15 protein-coding genes are annotated in these 16,146 nt (G+C 33.9%); 12 read left to right on the top strand and 3 right to left on the bottom strand.

Annotation, left to right across the window (positions count from 1 at the left end; all coding sequences use genetic code 11):
• The 3 genes from hisC to hisG form a co-directional block, all read right to left on the bottom strand.
• On the bottom strand, nucleotides 1-1,041 hold the full coding sequence (hisC, locus tag LUA90_RS02450; RefSeq protein ID WP_231465583.1) for a histidinol-phosphate transaminase: 1,041 nt from the start codon (nucleotides 1,039-1,041) through the stop codon (nucleotides 1-3).
• 82 nt (nucleotides 1,042-1,123) lie between these two features.
• Nucleotides 1,124-2,422: a histidinol dehydrogenase gene (hisD, locus tag LUA90_RS02445; protein WP_231489979.1), complete on the bottom strand. Its 1,299-nt coding sequence runs from the start codon at nucleotides 2,420-2,422 to the stop codon at nucleotides 1,124-1,126.
• Between the two features lie 59 nt (nucleotides 2,423-2,481).
• The gene (hisG, locus tag LUA90_RS02440; protein ID WP_231489978.1) at nucleotides 2,482-3,333 is read right to left on the bottom strand and encodes an ATP phosphoribosyltransferase; all 852 of its coding nucleotides are present in this window, start codon (nucleotides 3,331-3,333) and stop codon (nucleotides 2,482-2,484) included.
• Between the two features lie 388 nt (nucleotides 3,334-3,721).
• Between hisG and LUA90_RS02435 the strand changes: the two genes are divergently transcribed.
• The 12 genes from LUA90_RS02435 to LUA90_RS02380 all read left to right on the top strand — a co-directional run bounded on the left by LUA90_RS02435 (nucleotide 3,722) and on the right by LUA90_RS02380 (nucleotide 16,134).
• Nucleotides 3,722-5,170, top strand: a complete 1,449-nt coding sequence (locus tag LUA90_RS02435; protein WP_231489977.1) for a L,D-transpeptidase family protein — start codon at nucleotides 3,722-3,724, stop codon at nucleotides 5,168-5,170.
• 96 nt (nucleotides 5,171-5,266) lie between these two features.
• Complete coding sequence (locus LUA90_RS02430; RefSeq protein WP_231489976.1) at nucleotides 5,267-6,313, top strand: L,D-transpeptidase family protein; 1,047 nt, start codon at nucleotides 5,267-5,269, stop codon at nucleotides 6,311-6,313.
• Complete coding sequence (locus tag LUA90_RS02425; protein WP_231489975.1) at nucleotides 6,310-6,816, top strand: L,D-transpeptidase family protein; 507 nt, start codon at nucleotides 6,310-6,312, stop codon at nucleotides 6,814-6,816. Before LUA90_RS02430 ends, LUA90_RS02425 begins: the two co-directional genes overlap by 4 nt.
• A gap of 18 nt (nucleotides 6,817-6,834) precedes the next feature.
• Nucleotides 6,835-7,239 carry a hypothetical protein gene (locus tag LUA90_RS02420; protein WP_231465595.1) on the top strand — a complete coding sequence of 135 codons (405 nt, stop codon included), beginning with the start codon at nucleotides 6,835-6,837 and terminating at the stop codon, nucleotides 7,237-7,239.
• A 166-nt stretch (nucleotides 7,240-7,405) separates the two neighbouring features.
• Nucleotides 7,406-8,077 (top strand): TlpA disulfide reductase family protein, encoded by a 672-nt coding sequence (locus LUA90_RS02415; RefSeq protein WP_231489974.1) that lies wholly within the window; start codon nucleotides 7,406-7,408, stop codon nucleotides 8,075-8,077.
• A gap of 323 nt (nucleotides 8,078-8,400) precedes the next feature.
• The gene (locus LUA90_RS02410; RefSeq protein ID WP_231489973.1) at nucleotides 8,401-10,440 is read left to right on the top strand and encodes a BatA domain-containing protein; all 2,040 of its coding nucleotides are present in this window, start codon (nucleotides 8,401-8,403) and stop codon (nucleotides 10,438-10,440) included.
• Nucleotides 10,437-11,693 carry a dihydroorotase gene (locus LUA90_RS02405; RefSeq protein ID WP_231489972.1) on the top strand — a complete coding sequence of 419 codons (1,257 nt, stop codon included), beginning with the start codon at nucleotides 10,437-10,439 and terminating at the stop codon, nucleotides 11,691-11,693. The genes LUA90_RS02410 and LUA90_RS02405 overlap by 4 nt, the downstream gene beginning before the upstream one ends.
• 84 nt (nucleotides 11,694-11,777) lie before the next feature.
• The gene (locus LUA90_RS02400) at nucleotides 11,778-12,446 is read left to right on the top strand and encodes a hypothetical protein (RefSeq protein WP_231465603.1); all 669 of its coding nucleotides are present in this window, start codon (nucleotides 11,778-11,780) and stop codon (nucleotides 12,444-12,446) included.
• 12 nt (nucleotides 12,447-12,458) lie between these two features.
• On the top strand, nucleotides 12,459-13,031 hold the full coding sequence (locus LUA90_RS02395) for a DUF4199 domain-containing protein (protein ID WP_231489971.1): 573 nt from the start codon (nucleotides 12,459-12,461) through the stop codon (nucleotides 13,029-13,031).
• A 179-nt stretch (nucleotides 13,032-13,210) separates the two neighbouring features.
• On the top strand, nucleotides 13,211-14,161 hold the full coding sequence (locus LUA90_RS02390; RefSeq protein WP_231489970.1) for a glycosyltransferase family 2 protein: 951 nt from the start codon (nucleotides 13,211-13,213) through the stop codon (nucleotides 14,159-14,161).
• A gap of 75 nt (nucleotides 14,162-14,236) precedes the next feature.
• On the top strand, nucleotides 14,237-15,205 hold the full coding sequence (locus LUA90_RS02385) for a glycosyltransferase (protein ID WP_231489969.1): 969 nt from the start codon (nucleotides 14,237-14,239) through the stop codon (nucleotides 15,203-15,205).
• Between the two features lie 140 nt (nucleotides 15,206-15,345).
• Complete coding sequence (locus tag LUA90_RS02380) at nucleotides 15,346-16,134, top strand: hypothetical protein (RefSeq protein ID WP_231465611.1); 789 nt, start codon at nucleotides 15,346-15,348, stop codon at nucleotides 16,132-16,134.
• Nucleotides 16,135-16,146 lie beyond the last annotated feature (12 nt).

Raw genomic sequence — 16,146 nt, 5'->3', positions numbered from 1 at the left:
TTAAAAATTTTTCAGAATGTTTAATAGTCTATCATTTTCTGCTTTAGTGCCCACGGTTATTCTTAAACAACCTTCACACAAAATTACTTTGGAGCGGTCGCGTACAATAATTCCTTCATCAACTAAATTATTATAAATTTTAATGGCATCTGTAACTTCCACTAAAATAAAATTAGCATCCGAGGGATATATTTTTGTAACAATATTTAGGTTATTTAATTCGGTAGAAAGCCGCTCTCTTTCTGCAACCGATTCTTTAATCCAATCGTTTACCTGGGCGATGTTTTTTAGCGCTTCAAAAGCTAAATCCTGAGTAGCCTGATTGATATTATATGGTGGCTTAATTTTGTTCAAAACATCGATAATTTTTGTTGATGAAAATGCTATTCCTAAACGTAAGGCTGCAAGTCCCCAAGCCTTCGAAAATGTTTGCAAAACGACCAGATTTCCGTACTCTGTTAACTCCTGAATAAAGGTTTTTTGGCGGGCATAATTTATGTATGCTTCATCAACTACAACAATGCCTTTAAAGTTGGTTAAAATCGTTTCAATATCTTCGCGATTTATCGAATTTCCTGTAGGATTATTTGGCGAACAAATGAAGATAATTTTTGTGTTGTGGTCAATCGTTTCTGCAATTTTTTCCAGGTCTAATTGGAAGTTTGGCAATAGGTTTACTTTACGAATTTCAACATCATTAATATTTGCAGAAACTTCGTACATCCCGTAAGTTGGCGGCAATATGACCACGTTATCTTTGCCGGGATTACAAAAGGCACGATACAATAAATCGATTGCTTCATCGCTGCCATTACCTAAAAAAGTATTTTCTATTGGTACACCTTTAATTTTACTTATAGCATCCTTTAAATCCAACTGCAATGGGTCGGGGTACCGATTATAGTTTGCAGGTAGGGGAGAACCGTAGCTGTTTTCGTTTGCATCTAAAAATATAGATGCCTGACCTTTAAACTCATCTCTAGCGGTAGAATAGGGCTTTAGGTTTTTTATATTTGCTCTTACTAAGTCGTTAATGTCCATTTTTTTTAATGAAAGTCCGATTTCGGCAGTCCGAAAGTCGGATGATATTATATAATGATGTGATATATGTATTACATGCTTTTTATCCTCGGTTTTCAGCTTTGAGGCTTCTTCTTATTGTAATAGCATTTTTATGCGCTTCAAGTCCTTCAGCGGCGGCAAGCGTTTCAACTGTTCCACCAATATTTTTTAATCCATTGGCTGATAGGTGCTGAAAGGTGATTTTCTTAAGAAAAGCATCAGTTGAAACACCAGAATAAGCTTTAGCAAAGCCACTTGTAGGTAAAGTGTGATTAGTTCCTGAAGCGTAATCGCCTGCACTTTCTGGAGTAAGATTGCCTAGAAAAACCGAACCGGCATTGATTATTAGCGGAATAAGCTGCTCAAATTTTTCTGTTGCCAGAATAAGATGTTCGGGTGCATAATCATTTGAAAAATCCATTGCAGCATTCAAATCATCAGCAAAAATTACGTATGAATTTTCAATTGCTTTAGCTGCGATATCCATTCTAGGTAGTTTAGCTATCTGAATATCAATTTCTTTTAAGGTTTCATCTAATATTTTGTTAGAAGTAACGACTAAAACAGACTGACTATCAATTCCATGTTCTGCTTGTGCAAGTAAATCTGCAGCTACAAATGACGGATTGGCAGTTTCATCTGCAATTACTAAAACCTCCGATGGTCCGGCAGGCATATCAATTGCCACCTTATTTTGAACCATTGTTTTTGCAGTAGTTACATATCTGTTTCCTGGGCCAAAAATTTTATAAACCTGCGGAACGGTTTCGGTTCCGAATGCCATAGCTGCAACTGCTTGCGCACCACCAATAAGGTATATTCTTTCTATGCCTAAAAGTACGGCACAGTAGGCCAAATAGCAATTGGTTTTGCCGTCACTTTGTGGCGGAGAACAAACAATAATTTCTTTACATCCGGCAATTATTGCCGGGGTGGCTAGCATTAAAAATGTGCTTGGTAAAACCGCTGTCCCACCTGGAATGTATAGTCCAACTTTCTCAATAGCACGAGATTCCCGCCAGCAAATCACACCAGGCATGGTTTCTACTTTTGCTTCATTTTTTATTTGAGATTGATGAAAAGTTTTAATGTTAGAATAGGCGGTTTCAATGGCCGCTTTTGCATCTGCAGGAATTGTATCGGCGATAGCTTTTAATTCATGAGCATCCAAATAAAGTTTTTCAAGTTCAACTTTATCAAACGTTTTGGCAAAATTAATTAATGCTTTATCTCCATTATTTTTTACCGTTTTTATGATGTCTGAAACACGTTCTTCAACCAATTTATCATCTTCAATTTGTCTGGAACATAGTTCTTCAATTTTTGATTTAGATAAATCTTTATAATTATAGACTTTCAATGTGTTATGTTTTTAAATTAACTATTAGTTAATAACAATTTAAGCGTTTTTAACGTATTTTAAGTGATAATTTTTTCAATTGGCATCACTAAAATACCTTCTGCACCGGCAGCTTTTAGGCTGTTAATTTTTTCCCAAAAATCTTCCTCTGCAATAACAGAATGTACGGCTACCCAATTAGGTTCAAAGAGTGGAACAATGGTAGGGCTTTTAACACCCGGTAACAAATCGACAACTTTTTGAAGGTTATCTTTTGATACATTTAGTACCACATATTTGTTTGATTTGGCACTTAAAACAGAACGAATTCTTTGCAGTAGTTCTGCAACTTCTGGGTTGCCTGTTATCGATTTATTTCCAATTAAAACTGCTTCAGATTGCATTACATCTGCAAAGGGTTTTAGTCCGTTGCTTTTTAAAGTTCCGCCTGTAGAAACGATATCAAAAATGGCATCACTCAAGCCTAAACCCGGACCAATTTCTACCGAACCGGAAATGGTTCTGATGTCTGATTTTATTCCCTTTTCTGTCAAAAATTTTTCGAGAATTACAGGATAAGAAGTAGCAATCGCTTTGCCATTTAAATCGTCTAATTTTTGAATCTCGCTGCCGGTTTGTACGGCGATTTTAAGTGTACATTTACCAAAGCCAAGGCGCTGCAAATATTCTACATTTGCCTTGGTTTCTGTAATTACATTTTCGCCAACAATTCCTAAATCGGCAATGCCATCTTGTACATATTCTGGAATGTCATCATCACGAAGAAATAGGATTTCTAAGGGGAAATTTTGAACAGTTGATATTAAGGAACTCTTGTAGTTTTCAAAAGAAAGGCCACAATTTTTTAATATTTCTACAGATTTTTCGTTTAACCTACCCGATTTTTGGATAGCAATTTTTAGTGTTTTCAAAGTATTGAATATAGAGTGTGCAAGAAATTATTCTACGGAAAAAAGTTTTGAAGTACAAAACAAACATATCATATCGCCTATCGGCGATGATGTAAATGTAAGTGATGGTTCAAAGTTAATTTCATAAATATATTTCTGCCAATATCAATGCTTTAGCTGATTAGCGATGGCAAATATAGTGTTTGAAATGGTAAATCAAAAAATAATGGCACTTAATTTGCCATTATGTGTTTAAAATTACCATAACCTTATTTTTGCATTAAACTGTATTGTGTTGAAGAATTTCCGCTTTCTAATTATTCCTATTATTTTTTCAATATCAGCTTGCGGGTGGTTTAAGCAAACGCCTGAAATAGGAAAAGTTTTATCTGAACACTTTCAAAATAAGATGTACAAAGATTTTGACACCATTGCTTACGATAGTGTTTTCGTAAAAACGATGGATGATTTATCTTCAACATTTATTAATCCAAAAACCATTAAAGCTTTTTATGCATCAAATGATAATGAGCCTAGAATGGTAACTAAATTCTACATCAATGGGGAACTTGATACACTAATCAATTACCTTCAAAATAGCAATGTTCACGGTTTTAATCCAAAAATCTTTAAAATTGATGAAATAAAAAGTCTTTTGAACGAACTTAGTGCAAATAAATTTAAAACTGTAGAAGAGAGTTATCCGGTTATAGCAAAAATAGAATTACTTGCTTCGAATGCATACCTCAATTACAATAATTACTTGAAATTTGGTGTGGTAAACCCACGGAATATTTTTTCAAGGTATTACATTAAAGTTAAGCGTCCGGATAGTTTAAACATGGTTCAGCTATTGGGTACAGAAAGTTTATTAGATTCATTAAGAAGCATTCAGCCAAAATCTGAACAGTACAAAGGTTTACAGAATGCTTATCTAAATTCTAAAAGCGAGGCTGAAAAACGAATTTTACTGCTAAATATGGAACGTTTTCGTTGGCAAATGCCCGAAACCGGTACCAATTATGTACAGGTAAATATTCCTGATTTTAAGTTAACATGGTTTGATAACCAAGATACCGTTATCACCATGAAAGTTTGTGTAGGCGGCAAACGTGAAAGCGGTTATGAAGATAAATTAAAAGCCTTTGCCAAATCTGGTAACTTGGATGATAAGCCTAAAAACCACGAAACACCGCTTTTATTCAGTAAGATTAACTCAATTCAGGCGAATCCGGTTTGGAATATTCCGGTAAGTATAGCGCAAAGCGAAATTTATTGGATGGCCAGAAAAGACCCATATTACCTATCAAATAGCAACATTAACGTTTATTATAAAGATAAATTAATTGCCGAACCTGATACAATTAACTGGGATAGATACTCAAGAGATAAACTGCCTTTTAAATTTAAACAGGGCTCTGGTGGTGGAAATGCGTTGGGTAAATTCAAATTTATTTTTGATAATAGCTCGAGCATTTATTTGCACGATACCAATAATAAAAACGGGTTTAATTTAAGCAACAGAGCCATTAGCCATGGTTGCGTAAGAATTGAAAAGCCTTTAGAGTTTGCAGAAAAGCTTGTTGGTGATGATTACACATACGATAAGCTTAGAGCAGAAGTAGATTTGCCTCCGGTTGATAGTACCCACAATAAATGGTACAAAAAACGCCTGGCAGCAAAAGCAGATACTACCAAGGCCTTTAAACTGAAACCGGCGTGGTTTGGCCCTAAAAAACCAGTTCCTTTGCTGATTACATATTATACAGCATGGCCACAAAATGGTAAAATTCAATACAGGCCAGATGTTTACGAAATGGATGAAAAGCTTTGGTTGGCCATGAAGAAAACAAGATAATTTATCTTTTAGTTATAAAATGTTTCCCTGCGCTTTATAACTTATTAAATATACATCCCAAACAAACTGACATTTTTATTCTAGCGGATTTATATTTTGAAAATCTTTATTGCCATTTTTTTTCCAGCAGCCTTACTATGCTTTTTTGTTGCTTTTAATTTTAAACCTTCCACCGGTGACTTATTGGCCGAAAGTTTGGGGAAAGATATTTATACAAATTTCGATTCCGTAAAATTCGATTCTGTTTTTGTGAATGAATTAAGTGCTTTATGCAAAGCGGATAATAATCTTCGTGATTTAATAAAGTATTTTAATGGCAATAGTAATCCGAATTTTACCATTCGCTTTTTCGGTGCTAAAGGTTTAGACACTTTAATTAGTCATTTAGAGCATAGTTATAGCCACGGCTTTAATCCTCAAACTTTCCATGTAAAAGAAATTAAAGATTTATCTATAAGTTTAAAAGAAAGCAATTTTACCAATATAGAGGAGAGTTATTCAAAACTTGCAAGGTTAGAAATTCTGTCATCAGCCGCCTATGTTAAATATGCCAGCTATTTAAAGTTTGGTGTTGTTAATCCAAAGAAAATATATTCTAGATATCATATTGATGTTAAGCAGGCTGATAGTTTATTTATACCTCAAATGTTGGCATCCTTAAATATTCTTGATAGTTTAACTGTTCTGCCAAATAAATCGATGCAGTATTTAGCATTACAGAAGGCTTATTTATCATCAAAAAATGATTCTATAAAAAAGATTCTGGCTGTTAATATGGAACGTTTAAGGTGGGTTTTGCCGATTAAAACTAACAAATATATCCAGGTAAATATTCCCGATTATCGCCTGGTTTACTTTAGTGGCGAAGATACCATTACTACAATGAAGGTTTGCGTCGGCGAAAAAAGGGAGTTAGATTATGATAAAAAATTGAAAATTTTTGAAAAAACCGGCGATTTAGATGATAAACCAAATAATAGAGAAACGCCACAATTAGCAAGTGCCATAAAATTTTTGTACTCAAACCCTGAATGGAATATACCGGAAAGTATTGCGCAAACTGAAAATATATACCATGGCAAGGCGAAATCCAAGCTATTTGCGCCCGACATAATATTTTGGTTTATCATAAATATAAATTGATAGAAAATCCATCTAGCATCAGGTGGTATAAATACGATAGAAAAAAACTGCCATTTTTATTTGTTCAACAATCTGGTCCGGATAATTCGCTTGGGAAATTAAAATTTATGTTTCCGAACAAAAGTAGCATCTATCTTCACGATACAAACGTTAAAAGTGCTTTCAAATTAAGCAATAGAGCCATAAGTCATGGTTGTATTCGTTTGGAAAAACCTTTGCAACTGGCCTGGCATATTATGGCCAACGATACCAGGTTTGATAGTGTAAGAACTGAACTCGGTTTAAAGCCAATAAAAACAACATTACCAATCAAAGCTATTGTATCAAAAACTAAGGCGGATGAGAAACCTCCTTTAAAGCCCGTTAAATTTTTATTAGATAACGAAATACCCTTGCTAATTACCTATCACACCGCCTGGGCAAAAAATGGTAAAATAGAATATCGTAAAGATGTTTACAACATGGACGATAAACTTTGGATGGCTATGAAAAAGTTTAGATAGAAGCCGTAGATTTGCCGGATGCAAGAAAATCCTAATTTTAATTACCAGGCCGATATTGTTAATACTGCCATCCGTTTTATAAATGCGTGGTTTAAACAATCAAAATCAATCACTGCCGAATTAAGTGATTTTTTTATCCTCCCGGGAAATAAAATAATCGGTAAAGATGTAATTATTAGCAGACTTAAAGGGATTTTTGGACAAGCTGATGAATACGTTGGCGGCAGATATGATATTATTGATGTGCATTTTGAATTGATGGGTGAGGAAAAGGGTATGGGCTTTGTTGAAGGCGTTGCAGGTTACCGCTCTGTATTGGCAAAACAATCAAAAATTGTAAGCGGTCCATTTAAATTATATTTTGCCCTAAGCAGCAACGAGTGGAAAGTTGTTAATATTGAGTTTCCTGGCTTTTCTTATTAAGCATATTTTTAGAACTATTTTATTAGTTTCAGAAAATTCTTTGTATATTACAATAAAACCTGTAATCATTATGAAGTTTAATGCTCTCCTGTATTTACTCATTTGTCTAATCTTGCTATCGTGTTCAAACGAGCAAGAAAAGCCCAAATTTGCTGCATCAGAAATATTGTTAAGTTCTGATGCATTTTGGAATTATTACTATAATGAAATTAACCTTTCTGATGATTTTATTGCTTTCGATACAAATAATAAGCCCGTAAGCAGGAAAGATTTTTTTGCAAAGCTGGAAGAAGGTTATTTTTTACCTATTGCTCTAGAAACAAAAGATTCGCTAAAACATTATAAGCTTTATGAGTTAACTACCGCTATAGATTCAGAACTAAGGGGCTTTATTATGAATACATTTAAAACAGATGTCAAATTTTTCAACATGGAGGGTAGCTCGATTCCTGAATTTAATTTTACAGACCTAACTTCAAAGGTTTATAATCTAAAAACAGTAAAGGATCAACTTGTATTGCTAAAGTTTTGGTTTATAGGTTGTGGAGCCTGTATAGAAGAAATGCCTGCGTTAAATAAACTGGTTTCAAAGTATTCCAAACGACAAAATGTAAAATTTTTGAGCTTGGCAACTGATTCAGATAAAATTCTTCGTAAGTTTTTACAAAAGACTAAATTTAATTATGCAACAGCATCTGTTGAAACAGATTATGTGACAGAGAAAATAGGCGTAAATTCTTTTCCTACGCACATGATTGTTAAAAATGGTAAAATTTTAAGGGTTATTTCAACAGAAAAGCAGCTTGAAGAAGTTTTAATGAGGTACCAAAAGCCATAATAATTGCAATTCATATTATATACTTGTTGCAATATATTAGACTAGAAACATTTGAATGGGAATGTATAGACAAATAGATGAAAACTTTAAAATTGGAGCTTTTAATTTTTTTAAGAAATAAACCAGACTTCGGATGAAATTAAAAATTTACAATTAAAGCTGTGGCTTTCCAACAAACTAAAGGAAAGATTGCTACAGATGTCGATTGATAAAGAATTACTCGATGATTTTTGAAATAATGTTAAACCTGTATCTAAAGAGTATCATCAATAAAAAATAAAGATTCTAAATCCTCTGCATAATTTTTCTATCTTTGGTTTTTAATGAATTTCCTGTATCCGGGCTTTCTTTTCGCACTATTATCGGTCGCAATTCCGATTATCATTCATTTATTCAATTTTCGCAAGTTTAAGAAAGTCTATTTCTCTAATGTTCAGCTTTTAAAAGAATTAGAGCAACAAAATTCATCCAGAGAAAAATTAAAAAATTTACTCATTCTGCTATCGCGAATACTCGCAATTATATTTTTAGTGTTGGCTTTTGCACAGCCATATATTCCTTTAAACAAACAAAAAACTACCATTTTAAATAATTCTGTAAGTATCTATATCGATAATTCTTACAGTATGGATGCTGTAAATAAAGATGGCAGCCTACTCGATGAAGCGAAAAGAAACGCCAGAGAATTAGTTAAAAATTTTGGCTTAAATGATAGATTTCAGCTACTAACCAACGATTTTGAGGGTAAATACCAAAGGCTGTTAAGTAAAGAAGAATTTTTGAAAGCGCTTGATGATGTTAAAATTTCATCAGCCAATAAAACATTACAACAAATTTTAGGCAGACAAAGCAACATACTAACTGGTTCTGCCAATAAATACAGTTTTATAATATCCGATTTTCAAAAGAATGTTTTTAATCAAAAAAAGTTAGATGCAAAACAGGATATTCAATACGCTTTCTTAAAGTTGAATGCAACAACCTTACCTAATATTGCAATAGATAGTGTTTGGACATTGTCGCCCAATCATCAGCCAGGTGCTAGTGAGAGATTGGTTGTGCAGCTGAAAAACTACTCTGAAGAAGATGCGAAGAACATCCCGCTTAAATTAAGCATCAACAACCGTCAAAAAGCTGTAAATGCTGTAAGTATTTTGGCTGGTAAAACCGTAAAAGATACACTCAGTTTTTCGGGTTTAACCGCAGGTTGGCAAAAAGGAATGATTACCATAAAAGATTTTCCAATAACTTTTGATGACAGTCTTCTTTTTAGCTTTAATGTTGATGAAAATTTTCAGGTATTAAACATTAATGGTAGCGCAAGCCAAGATTATATCAAGCCGTTATTTTCGGCAGATAAATACTATAAACTCACAAATAATGTCGAAACTAACATTAACTACAATAATTTTTCAAACTATGGCTTAATTGTTTTAAATGGATTAAGAAATCCTTCAACCGGCTTAGCTCAGCAATTAAAAACTTATGTAAATGCTGGCGGCATTTTGGCTGTTTTTCCAGATTTGGATGTTGATGTAAAAACGTTTAACACATTTTTAAGTGGGCTATCGCTTCCTTCCGTTTCAACATTAAACACCACGGCGACTAAAGTAGATAAAATTGATTTAAAGAATCCTGTATTTAAAAGTGTTTTTGAAGAAGTGCCAAAAAATCTGGATTTACCTGTAGTTAACCGTTATTTCTCATTTATTGAAAGTAACAAAACCAATAAAGAAGATATTTTACAACTGCCGGGAAGTAAATTATTTTTTGCAAAGTATGGTTTAGGTCAGGGGCAAATATATCTGTCGGCCACAAGTTTAAATCAAACCGACGGTAATTTTGCCCGACATCCAATTTTCGTGCCTTTGATGTATCGTTTAAGTTTAGGTGCAGGTAGTTACGATGCCTTATATTCAACAATCGGTTCTGAAAATGTGCTAAACAGCAAAAACATAACAATCGGAAAAAACCAATCTTTAAAACTCACCTCAAATCAGTTCGAATCTATTCCTGATGTGCATTTTGCAGAAGGCAGAACATTAATTTACACAGCCGATCAGATTAAAAATCCGGGGTTTTATAACCTAAAACTTAATGATTCTTTATTGGCTGTTTATAGTTTTAATAGTAATCGATCTGAATCGGATATGCACTATTTAAGTAAAACGGAATTGAATAGCTTAATTGGAAAAAGTAACTTAAAAATATACGACACAGAAAAAGACGCTGTAAAATTAATTTCTGGTCAGAACCAAATAGGGCAAACTTTATGGAAACTTTGTCTAATTTTGTCGCTGATTTTTATTGCAGCAGAAATTCTGCTCATCCGATTTTTTAACAACCCTAAAAAAACAATATGAATCTCCTTGTAAAGCAGGTAACCATTGCCGATCCTCAAAGTAAATTTAACAACCAACAGTGTGATTTAAGGATTACTGATGGTAAAATTCAGCAAATCGGTAAATTATCTGCCGAGAAAAATGAAGAGGTTTTTGAGGCAAATGGGGCTTTTTTAACACCAGGTTTTTTCGATTTAAATTGTGCAGCAGGCGACCCTGGTTTTGAAACAAAAGAAGATATCCAAACTTTAACTGCAGCTGCAAAAGCTGGCGGTTTTACAGGTTTAGCGTTATTACCTCAAACTAGCCCGGTTGTTCAATCAAAATCTCAGGTAGAATATATTGTAAACAAATCAAAAGGAAATCTGGTTGATGTTTTGCCAATCGGAGCGATTAGTCAGAATCGAGAAGCAAAAGAAATTGCCGAATTATTTGATATGCAACAAGCCGGGGCTATCGCCTTTTCTGATGGCGACCGTGCCATTCAGGATGATGGCTTTATGAGTCGTGCTTTGCAATATGCTAAAGGATTAAATGCGCTTTTAATGGTTTATCCGGAGAACAAATCAATCGCCGGCAAATCTCAGATTAACGAAAGCAAAAACAGCGTTTTACTTGGTATGAAAGGTTTACCACCATTGGCCGAAGAAATGCACATCGCAAGAGATATATTTTTAGCAACGTATAACGATACTAAAATTCACATTAGCAATATCTCTACGGCTGGCTCGGTTGCATTAATCCGCAGAGCGAAAAAAGATGGAGTAAAAATTACCTGCGACGTTACAGCGCATCACCTTGTGTTTACAGAAGACTTATTAATAGATTTTGATAGCAATTACAAAGTAAAACCACCCTTACGAAGCAAAGCTGATGTTAAGGCTTTAATAAGCGGATTAAAAGATGGTACAATTGACGCCATCGTTTCGCAACATCGTCCTGAGGAAATTGAATTTAAAAATGTTGAATTTGAAATAGCTCATTATGGTATTACCGGTTTACAAACTGTTTTACCCTTGTTACTAAAAGCTGGTTTAGATGCGGTTTTGATTGCAGAAAAATTAACCATTAACCCACGCAAATTGCTAAATTTAAATATTCCTGTAATTGCAGAAGGTGCAGAGGCGAACTTTACTATTTTCGATGCAAATGAGAAGTGGTTGTATAATCCAGGTTCTAACCAGTCAAAATCGGCTAATAGTCCGCTAATTGGAACAGAACTAACCGGAAAAGTTAAATTAGTTTACAATAACAACCAATATTATACAAGCTAAAAGGCTATAAATTAAAGATTAAAGCTGAAGGTTAAATAATCAGCTTTAACCAAGTCTTGAAATTAAATACTTGATACTATAAACATGGATAACAGAGTAAAAAAAGCACTAAGTGCATCAATAAATAAATATGCCGAAGTTTCGGCAGTTAACACCGGAAACTTTGAAACTGAGTTAATTGCAGCTTTTGAGTTAGATGTTAATTTTTTAGATAAAGCAACAGCTTTTGATGCAGTTTTCGATTCAAACCCTGACTTTGAAGACTTGAGAGAAGTTTTCTTCGATTTATTAATGGTGAATTTTTTCAGCAGCGATGTACAAAAACTCGAAGAGGATTATTTGGAAAGTGAAGAATGGGCAAATATTGAGGAAGAAACTATTGATAGGGGAACAGAACTTTTAAATCTATTATTGTATATTAAAGAATGTAAGGATGAAGATTTGGAACCGGAACTTGGCGATTTCTTGAAAGAATTTTTATTAGTGGAGGATGATGAGTTTCAAGATGAATTTGAGATTTATGAAGAACTGATTAGCAACCAGCAACTTGCCGAAAGCAGTGTTGAAGATATTTGTAAAGCTTCAGGGAAGTTAAACATCAGCGAAGAAATGAAAGATTTGTTTGTTCCTTTTATGGTTTTTTTCCTTGATACTGAGGGTAGTGCAACAACAGTTCAAGAAATAAGTAAATTTAGTAGTAACAAATCGTTCGATTCAGCTACTTATATATTAATAACTACCATTAATAACTAAACTAAACTAAACATGGACAAAAGCACTTTAATTTCAAAACTATCCTTAAAATATGGATTAACATTAGCAGCAGTTTCTGTTGTTATTTCTTTAACATTCCATTTTATCAATCCCGTAATGCTTTACACTAATTTTTTAGCTCCCATTGGCGTTTTAGTGGTTTTTATTGCATTATTGGTTATTGTTGGTCTAAACATTAGAAAAGAAATTGGCGGCTATTGGACATTTGGAGAAGCTTTTAAATCGTATCTAATAATAGCATTAATCTTGGCTATCACTGCGGTATTGTTTAATGTGATATTAATGACTTTTATTGACCCTGATTTGCCTGCCACAGCAGCAGCAGCTATAGAAGAATCTCAACGTAAGATGATGGAGGGTTTTGGTATGTCTGGCGAACAGATTGATGATGCTTTGGCAAAAGCTGGTAATATGCAGGAAAAACTTCAGCCTACTTTTAAAAATTCATTAACTAGTTTTGGAGTTTCAATAGCCATGTATGGCGTCCTTTCATTAATTCTTGCCGCAATACTTAAGAAAAAGGAATCAGTTACTTTTAATAACTTTCAAGATCCTACTGCTTAATTTTATAAAATCATAAAATTTTCTAACGTGCAAGTTTTATCATTTAATTTGATGAAATTTGCACGTTATTCAATAATACGTCATTGCGAACGAAGCGTTGAAATGAGTAGAGTGTGCGGCAATCTTTATCAAATAGATTGCTTCGTCGTGCCTCCTCGCAATGACGAAAACATTAATAAATGGATATATCAATTGTAGTACCTTTATATAACGAAGACGAATCTTTACCCGAGTTAACGGCCTGGATTGCTAAAGTGATGAACGAGAATGGTTTCAGCTATGAAATTATTTTAGTTGATGATGGTAGCACCGATAAATCATGGGAAGTTATAGAGTCGTTGAAGCTACAAAACGATTCCATTAAAGGCATTAAATTCAGAAGAAATTACGGTAAATCTGCAGCTTTAAACGTAGGCTTTGAAGCAACGCATGGCGATGTAATTATCACAATGGATGCTGATTTGCAAGACAGTCCTGATGAAATACCAGAATTATACCGCAGAATAAAAGAAGAAAAACTGGATTTAATCTCCGGCTGGAAAAAGAAACGTTACGACCCAATAACTAAAACCATCCCAACAAAATTGTTTAATGCTGCAACCAGAAAAATGAGCGGTATTGAATTAAACGATTTTAATTGCGGCTTAAAAGCTTACAGAAGCGATGTTGTCAAAACCATTGAAGTTTATGGCGAAATGCATCGCTATATTCCTGTAATTGCAAAATGGGCAGGATTTACTAAAATTGAAGAGCAGGTTGTAGAGCATCGTGCCCGTAAATATGGTACAACAAAATTCGGTTTCAGCAGATTTATTAACGGCTTTTTAGATTTACTATCTATATTTTTTGTTGGTAAATTCGGCAAGCGCCCAATGCACTTTTTCGGTTCTTTAGGTGTTTTAAGCTTTGTTATCGGAACTTTTATGGCACTTTGGATGATTGGTGTAAAGCTTTATCATATCGCAGCGCACATTCCTTACAAAAGAGAAATTACCGATCAGCCTTTATTTTACATTGCTTTAGTGGCCATTGTTGTCGGCTCGCAAATGTTTTTAACAGGTTTTGTAGCTGAATTGGTTACCCGAAATGCGCCAGAAAGAAATCAATATTTAATAGAAAAGAGGGTTTAAGATAAATGGTTTAAGGCGTACAGATATTCGCCAAAACCCTACACCCTTTACCTTCTACCTTTTACCTTTTAAAAGATGTTTTTCTCCATTATTATTCCGCTTTATAATCGTCCGCAAGAAATTAACGAACTATTATACACGTTAACCAAGCAAACTTACTTACAATTTGAAGTTTTGGTTATTGAAGATGGTTCAAAAGATGATGCAAAAGCAATTGTAGAGAGTTACACCAATAAGCTCGATATACGCTATTTCTATAAGGAGAACGAAGGGCAAGGTTTCACCAGAAATTTTGGTTTTGAAAGGGCAAAAGGCGATTACTTTATCATTTTCGATTCGGATTGTTTAATACCTTCTGATTATTTGGAGATAGTTAAAAATTACCTTTACGAACACGACCTGGATGCCTTTGGCGGTCCTGATGCAGCCCACGAAAGTTTTACACCAGTTCAAAAGGCCATTAGTTACGCCATGACATCTCCTTTCACAACTGGAGGGATAAGAGGTAATAAAAAGCATGTCGGTCAGTTTCATCCACGTAGTTTTAACATGGGTGTTTCAAGAGAAGTTTGGGAAAAAGTTGGTGGTTTTATACTAACACGACTTGGAGAAGATATTGAATATAGCATCCGAATTGATGAAAATGGATTTAAAATCGGCTTAATTCCTGCGGCAAAAGTATATCATAAACGCAGAACAAGTTTTAGTCAATTTTACAAGCAGCTACACTTTTTCGGAAGGGCAAGAATCAATATTTATAAACATTTCCCTAATGAGCTTAAACTTGTACACTTTTTTCCGGCAGTGTTTACGGTAGGCTTCATTTTCAGCGTGTTTTGTAACTTTATCTACCTGCCTTTGGCCTATGTTTGTAACTTCTTCATTCTGATTTACTTTATGTTGATATTTTTTCATTCATGGTCTGTAAATAAATCTATAAAAGTTGCATTTTTGAGCATCATTTCTTCTTTTATCCAACTAACAGCCTATGGCTTAGGATTTATCCAGGATTTGTTTAGGAGAGTAGTGTTTAACGGGAAGTAGAAAGTGGAAAGTGGAGAGTAGAAAGTGGAAAGTAGAAGGTGGAAAGTGGAGAGTAGAAGGTGGAAAGTGTAAAGTAGAAAGTATTAGGTTTGGAAATGAACATTTAAAAAACGAAACAACAAACCAACTAAAAAACTAAAATGATAAATTATTTAAAAGAAAGCACCTTTGCCGTTAACGATGTAATCCAAAAGGCTTGGAACATCACCAGGAAGCATTATTTTTCTATTGCAACCTTATGCTTTCTGATGTTTATTACCGCCAGCGCATCAAGTTTAATGGCATTTTTTATCAAAGATGTAAGCAAAATATTAAGCTTTTTAATGGTTTGCATTTTCATCATGCTTTATTTTACTATCAACTTATCATTATTCAAATATATTTTCCATTTAATGGATGATGAATTGAATGATGTGAAAATTGTAGATACCATACCAACAAGGCAACAGATTATCAGATTTTTAGTTGCGACACTTTATTTTGTAGGTTGTATTTTAGGCGTTTATTTGGTTGTGATTTTAGTCGCCTTTCCATTTATCTATACCGGTATTAATATAGAAATCGTTAAAAATGTGGCAATTTCGGTTGGTATCGTTGCAATCTTTATTACCTGGTTAAGGATTTCTTTCTTTCCGTTTTTTATTATAGACAAGAATGCAAAGCCTTTCGAATCTATTAAGCTGAGCCTGGCCACTACGAAAGGTAATTTCACTAAAATATTATTGCTTTTAGTTATTTTGGGTGGAGGGTATTTAATTTATCTGTTATTGAACTATTTACAGTGGCCAATTGTTGCGTTTATTGTAAATATATTAAGTTCATTTATTATTGTTCCGCTTTCCAGCGTTGCACTAACGGTTGCATATCGTAAAATCTCCAGCGAATATAAGGGCGATGAACATCCCGATATTTTGCACAATATTGTTTAAGAGCAACAAAGT

Source organism: Pedobacter sp. Leaf170 (assembly GCF_920984665.1).
Taxonomy (GTDB): Bacteria; Bacteroidota; Bacteroidia; order Sphingobacteriales; family Sphingobacteriaceae; genus Pedobacter.
Note: the sequence above shows the minus strand (reverse complement) of the source record. Positions and strands in the feature narration are given on the sequence as shown.

Coding starts and splice junctions, on each gene's coding strand:
- LUA90_RS02400 (WP_231465603.1), top strand. CDS start 11,778: ATGGATAACAGAGTAAAAAAAGCACTAAGTGCATCAATAAATAAATAT.
- LUA90_RS02385 (WP_231489969.1), top strand. CDS start 14,237: ATGTTTTTCTCCATTATTATTCCGCTTTATAATCGTCCGCAAGAAATT.
- LUA90_RS02435 (WP_231489977.1), top strand. CDS start 3,722: ATGTACAAAGATTTTGACACCATTGCTTACGATAGTGTTTTCGTAAAA.
- LUA90_RS02380 (WP_231465611.1), top strand. CDS start 15,346: ATGATAAATTATTTAAAAGAAAGCACCTTTGCCGTTAACGATGTAATC.
- LUA90_RS02405 (WP_231489972.1), top strand. CDS start 10,437: ATGAATCTCCTTGTAAAGCAGGTAACCATTGCCGATCCTCAAAGTAAA.
- LUA90_RS02420 (WP_231465595.1), top strand. CDS start 6,835: ATGCAAGAAAATCCTAATTTTAATTACCAGGCCGATATTGTTAATACT.
- hisC (WP_231465583.1), bottom strand. CDS start 1,041: ATGGACATTAACGACTTAGTAAGAGCAAATATAAAAAACCTAAAGCCC.
- LUA90_RS02390 (WP_231489970.1), top strand. CDS start 13,211: ATGGATATATCAATTGTAGTACCTTTATATAACGAAGACGAATCTTTA.
- LUA90_RS02395 (WP_231489971.1), top strand. CDS start 12,459: ATGGACAAAAGCACTTTAATTTCAAAACTATCCTTAAAATATGGATTA.
- LUA90_RS02410 (WP_231489973.1), top strand. CDS start 8,401: ATGAATTTCCTGTATCCGGGCTTTCTTTTCGCACTATTATCGGTCGCA.